The sequence below is a fragment of the Neptuniibacter sp. 1_MG-2023 genome (assembly GCF_030547185.1).
Taxonomy (GTDB): domain Bacteria; phylum Pseudomonadota; class Gammaproteobacteria; order Pseudomonadales; family Balneatricaceae; genus Neptuniibacter.
On sequence record NZ_JAUOQR010000009.1, the window covers coordinates 137,316 to 143,315 of the forward strand.

At 45.9% G+C, this 6,000-nt stretch carries 5 protein-coding genes; 1 reads left to right on the forward strand and 4 read right to left on the reverse strand.

Annotated elements, in window-relative coordinates; translation table 11 throughout:
* Positions 1–295 precede the first annotated feature (295 nt).
* Positions 296–1,369 (forward strand): porin, encoded by a 1,074-nt coding sequence (locus Q4492_RS11575; RefSeq protein WP_303418067.1) that lies wholly within the window; start codon positions 296–298, stop codon positions 1,367–1,369.
* Positions 1,370–1,985: 616 nt separating this feature from the next.
* Here the strand turns inward: Q4492_RS11575 and Q4492_RS11580 are convergent.
* From Q4492_RS11580 to pqqC, 4 genes are all read right to left on the reverse strand, one after another.
* Positions 1,986–3,872 (reverse strand): S9 family peptidase, encoded by a 1,887-nt coding sequence (locus Q4492_RS11580; RefSeq protein WP_303418069.1) that lies wholly within the window; start codon positions 3,870–3,872, stop codon positions 1,986–1,988.
* Positions 3,872–5,050 carry a pyrroloquinoline quinone biosynthesis protein PqqE gene (pqqE, locus tag Q4492_RS11585; RefSeq protein WP_303418071.1) on the reverse strand — a complete coding sequence of 393 codons (1,179 nt, stop codon included), beginning with the start codon at positions 5,048–5,050 and terminating at the stop codon, positions 3,872–3,874. The genes Q4492_RS11580 and pqqE overlap by 1 nt, the downstream gene beginning before the upstream one ends.
* Positions 5,025–5,306, reverse strand: coding sequence for a pyrroloquinoline quinone biosynthesis peptide chaperone PqqD (gene pqqD, locus Q4492_RS11590; RefSeq protein ID WP_303418073.1), 282 nt, complete (start codon positions 5,304–5,306; stop codon positions 5,025–5,027). The genes pqqE and pqqD overlap by 26 nt, the downstream gene beginning before the upstream one ends.
* On the reverse strand, positions 5,299–6,000 hold a 702-nt coding region (pqqC, locus tag Q4492_RS11595; protein ID WP_303418075.1), incomplete at its 5' end, for a pyrroloquinoline-quinone synthase PqqC. The genes pqqC and pqqD, both read right to left, overlap by 8 nt.

Genomic DNA, 6,000 nt, shown 5'->3' on the forward strand with positions numbered 1-6,000 from the left:
AAGTCTTTTACTGATACTTATTACTAGTCATTATTAAGTCATATTTTGACCTTATAATAAGCCTGCACCTAAATGATGCAGGCGCACAATAAAGAGGACCTTTAGTACTAGTCTGGTCTATAACCCCTTCGCCCCAATACTGCACACCTTCAGAATCATACCCGAAATCACTAAAGGTACAAGCACACTAAGGTTTACCTATATCTGTTCTTCTGCCTGATACAACTCAACCATCAAGTTCATGATAATCGCTGCAACGTTTAACAAAAAATAAATCCGTATTTCCGGGGGCGACATGAAAAATAATAAAGCTAAACTGTTAGCAGTAGCAGTAGCAATGGGAATCAGCACTCAGGCCAGTGCTGCAATTGAACTGTATAACCAGGATGGCACTACTTTCGCAGCAGATGGTCATTTTAACGCGTTTTACGTACAGACTGATGACGAAATTAATAACGAGAAGCAAGGCCGTGTTCGCATGGGCTTCCTACCTAACTGGATCGGTTTTAATGTAACTAAGCAGATGGGCGATCTTAAACTTGGTGGCCGCTCTTCTTTCTGGGTTTCCATCAATGATGGTCACAACAGCGTGACTGATACTGCTATCGACATTCGTCAATTTTACGGTACTGTAGATGGTGATTTCGGTCAGGTTCTTTTCGGTAAAGATTTTGGTCTATATGCCCGCACTAACATTTTCTCTGATGAACTACTTCTAGGTACAGGTCTTCCAATGCCTTCAAGCGGCGGCGTGACTTTTGGTAACATATCAACAGGTTACCCTTATGCTACTCCTGTTGCCCAGATTACATATCGCACACCTGTAAATAACGGCTTCCAGCTTGCTGTTGGTGTAATGGACCCTGATAGTGGCGAAAGCATTAATGCAAACCAAAATCAGTCTGCCCGCTTTGAAGCAGAGGGTACTTACGCAACTGATTTTGACGGCGGTAAATTTAACGCATGGTTAGGTGGTGTTGCTGGCGAATCGAATGTAGACGGCGGCAGCATTTCTGGTATTGCTTATGGCGCACGCATTGCAATGGGCGGCTTTCAATTTACAGCTTCCGGTTTTGACCAAGAAGGTATTGCAGCCGATCTAGGTAACTTCACTACAGCCTCTAACGCAGACGCTGACGGTTACCTTGTACAAGCATCTTATGCAGCCAACGGTCACCGCTTTGTACTTTCCCACGGTGAAAACGACGGTAGCGGTGCAATCTTCAGTGGCGACCAAGAAAACGATTCTATCGCATATTTCTATGATGTTAACAGCAACCTAAAAATCATTGCTGAATACGACATGTACGAAAATGCTGCTGGTCAAGATGTTGACCAGTTCGCAATCGGTGCTGCTCTAAGCTGGTAAGCCCTGCTTAAAAGTTAGAACCATTGGCCGCCGCTCTGTCCCCCCTTCTCCAGAGCCGCGGCCTTCTTTGTTTTTAATACCAGCAAACCTTCGCCGACAAGCCGAACCAATCCTCCCGCTTATTACACAGACACCTATACAAAACCCTTCGCATTAACCTCGCCAACCATTTAACGCTTAAGGTCATGTGCTACAAAGCCTCGACATACTCAACGCAGCCGTATCAGCTCAGATTACAGATATATACTATAAAAACACTTCGCTAGATAAATCGAACCCGCAAAAGATAAACCATCTAAGGCAAGGTAAAATTAGGCGGGGTTATTTCAGGCAAAAAAAAGCCTGCTAAAAAGCAGGCGAAGTACGACGGTTAGAGCTTTAGATAGAAAACTCACAAACCAGAGAGTGGATGCAAAGAGCTAGGTAAGCTCTTTAGTAGGTCTATTATCAGGCTTAATGGAAGTGATTTATGCTCTGCAACAGAACGATTTTATCTAATACTTTAGTTTCCATCCGTAAGATACGACTTGTTGTGCTATACAACAACATAGACAAAATCAGAATAAGCGAAGGCAAGAAAACAAGGGATGGTTAAGACTAACAATAGAGAGAAGTGTTACTGAGGTTCGAACAGGTACTTTCTATAAAAACTAAGCTCCTCCGCCAGCACACACACTACATTCTCTTTCTGACGAAAGCCGTGCCCCTCATCACTAAAGTAATGAGCTTCAACATCAACGCCTTTACCCTTCAGCTCAGCGACCATAGCGCGAGTCTGCTCAGGGAGTACAACTTTATCTTTTTCGCCCTGAAAAAAGATAACAGGGGATCCTATATCGGCAGCATGATAAATAGGCGACAAAGATCTGTATCGCTCAGCATCAACTATAGGATCGCCAATCAACCAGCCAAGGTAATGAGACTCAAATTTATGGGTGCAATCATTCAGCACCGCCGGATCAGTAACACCATAGAGGCTTGCTCCAGCAGTGAACAGGTCAAGCTGACATAAGGCATTTAGCGCACTATATCCTCCCGAGCTATTCCCTCGAATAAACACAGCACTAGGATCCGCAACACCTTCATTAATCAAAGAGGTAACCGCTAAGCTAATATCATTAACTTCAATGTCACCCCAAGCATGCTCAAGCGCTAATCTATAGCTTCGGCCATAATTACTACTGCCTCTATAATTGAGGTCAAGCACCGAGAACCCTCGTTGTGTCCAATACTGAAGTTTTAAATTCAATACCGGGTAGCTAGCGGCTGTAGGCCCCCCATGCAGAAAAACAACAAGCGGCTTACTCTCTTCACTTTCGCTATAACGATGGTTTTTAGCTGGGTATAAATACCCATAGCAACGATCCTTTCCTGAACCAAACACACGTGCTTTTGGCTCAGAACAGTCCGTTTTATCTAAAGGAGCCCCTCCTCCAGTTAAACGCCTAAATTGAAGTGACTCATTGACCTCAATAACTGCATCTAAGCGATCTAGAGAGCTAGCTATTGCATATAATTTCCCATTTGAGACCTGCAATGAGTGAAAATAACTCATCGTGTCTTTTTTAACACGACAACCCTGATGGTAAAGCTCACTTCCTTCATGTGCGATTAATAGGTGCGATATGCCGGAATCTGTACAGGCATAATGTCTTAAACCAGACTGCCATGGTGCAGAGATCATATCCTGAGGAGAGGACAGATGCGGTTCTAAAGCGCCATTAAGAGCGTCATAACGATAGATATTCCACCACCCATCACGATCACTAACCACATATAACTGCCCATCAGGACAGTAAAGCGGCTGCGATAGAGCCTCTTTGCTCGCCCGCCCTGCTATTACGCTGACAGCAAGATCTTTAAGTTGAAGAGAAACCAGCTCCGTGGATATCCAAGGTTGAAATGGATGATTCCATGCAATAAATGCTAACTCGTTATTCTGTGGATTAAGTGTAGGGTAGCTATAAAAACTATAGCCTTCATGAAGCAACTTTACTTTGCCTGTAGTTAAAGAGATCGCAACTAGGCGATTGATAACATTGTCAGAGTTATGCTGCTCTTCTATCGCTATAATTTGACGGTTAGGCTGATCCCATACAGGCTCTATAAAACGAGAATTAATTTCTGCTGTGATCTGCTGACAAGAAGGCAAGGAATCCGATAAGTTTTTTTGCAGATAGAGCTGCTGATCATATTCATTGACGAAAATGAGCCCTTCATCAACAAAACACCAGCTTTGCCCACCATACTCATGCACTTTGCTACGAACACTATATTCTGTAGGCGTAACATCAACGATCGCCCCCTCTTTTTCATAACATAAAACACAGCGGGAGTGATCGTCGGGCCTAAGCTCTACCCAGTAAGGCACTCCGTCAAATGAGCATCGCAGTTGGCTATATTCAACATTACCGCTGACTACTTTTTGCTCACTTAGTTCTGTAGACCAGAACCCCGGGCGCGCCTTTTCATTAAACTTAGGAATCGAATCTGCTTTCAACATTAACTCTTAGCAAATACTTTAGAGTTACGCTCATTTCTGAAGGTAAACTCATCAGGATTATTAACCACCGCTTCCGCACGTTCCCGCGCTTCTTCGATCAGGTGATGATGCTCCGACTTAGCACAGACCGGATCCGCATTGTACATATCCCCTGTCAGCATAAAGGCCTGACAGTGACAGCCACCAAAGTCTTTATCTTTCTCATCACAGCTACGGCAAGGCTCTTTCATCCATGCATTACCACGGAAGTGATTAAACCCAGGACTCGTATCCCAGATCTCTTGCAAGCTCACCTCAGTGACATTGGGGAACTCGATCGGCAACATACGTGCACTATGGCAAGGAAGCGCTTTACCATCCGGCGTAACCGTCAGGAACACTTGCCCCCAACCGTTCATGCAGCCTTTAGGGCGCTCTTCGTAGTAATCGGGCGTGACGAAGATCAGTTTGATCGGATTACCTTCAGCCGCTAGTTTGGCACGATACTCATTGGTAATACGTTCAGCCCGCTCGAGTTGCGCACGGGTCGGTAGGAGCTGCTCTACGTTTTCATAAGCCCAGCCGTAGTATTGGCAGGTCGCTAACTCAACATAGTCTGCATCAAGTTCAACACACAGCTCTATAATACGGTCGATACGATCGATATTATGCCGATGGGTCACGAAGTTAAGCACCATCGGATAACCTTGGGCTTTAACCTCTTTGGCCATTTTTAGCTTTTGCTCAAAGGCTTTTTTCGAACCGGATAACATGCTGTTAACGGATTCATCACTGGCCTGAAAGCTGACTTGGATATGGTCTAAACCCGCTTGCTGGAACTCAGCCATTTTATGTTCATTCAGGCCGACACCTGAAGTGATCAGGTTCGTGTAGTACCCCATCTCATGGGCACCTCCGATCAGCTGGATCAGGTCCTGTCGTACTAAAGGCTCACCGCCTGAAAAACCCAACTGAACCGCCCCCAGATCTCGCCCTTGCTGGAAAACATCAAGCCATTGCTGGGTTGTAAGTTCACCACCAAAGTCAGAAAAATCAAGCGGGTTCGAGCAGTATGGGCATTGCAGTGGGCATTTGTAGGTCAGCTCTGCGAGCAGCCAAAGTGGCTGCCCGTGAGATTTGTCATCGCTAATAATCGGCGGTGTCGGTTGTGCGTTACAAGGTGATCCAGTGTTGGCCATGCGCTTCTCCTAGAAACTCGATAATATCGCCACTCAGATCACCCGCATCGGGGAACTTGGCTTCCAGCTCTGATGTAATGGCCGCGACGGAACGCTCGCCATCCACTAAGCCTAGAATCTCTCCAGCGGGACCGTTGAGTTGAATCATCCCTTCAGGGTAAAGCAACACAAAACAGTTCTGTGCTTTTTCCCATTGAAAGCGAAACATCTTATTTAACACCGGCACTGAGGCTGCTGTTATCTCAATATCACTCATTAAATAGCCCTTTGTGATAAACCCGTTGATCCGTCACGGTATGGTACGGTGGACGTTTCAGCTCATAGGCCATGGCCATTGCATCCAGCATGCTCCAGAGGACATCCAGTTTAAACTGGAGGATCTCAAGCATACGCTCTTGCTGCTCACGGGTGGTGTAGTGATCTAGGGTAATACCTAACCCATGCTCCACATCACGACGGGCTTCCGTTAGACGGTTTTTAAAGTACTGATAACCATCATCTTTTATCCAAGGATAATGTTGCGGCCACGTATCTAAACGATTTTGGTGAATCGTAGGGGCAAACATCTCGGTTAGCGAGGAGCTTGCGGCTTCTTGCCACGAGGCACGACGGGCAAAGTTAATATACGCATCAACCGCAAAGCGCACACCCGGCAGGACATGCTCACAGGAGAGGATCTCTTCTCGACTCAGGCCTACGGCCTCACCAAGACACAACCAGGCTTCGATCCCACCGACGGCACCGTTGTAGCCATCATGATCCAACACTCGTTGCACCCAATGTCTGCGCACATCACGATCAGGGCAGTTTGCCATAATCGCGGCATCTTTTACGGGAATGCTAATTTGGTAATAGAAACGGTTAGCTACCCAACCACGAATCTGTTCGGGGGTGCATTTACCGTCATACATGGCGATATGGTAAGGGTGTTGCGTATGATAAAAATCGCC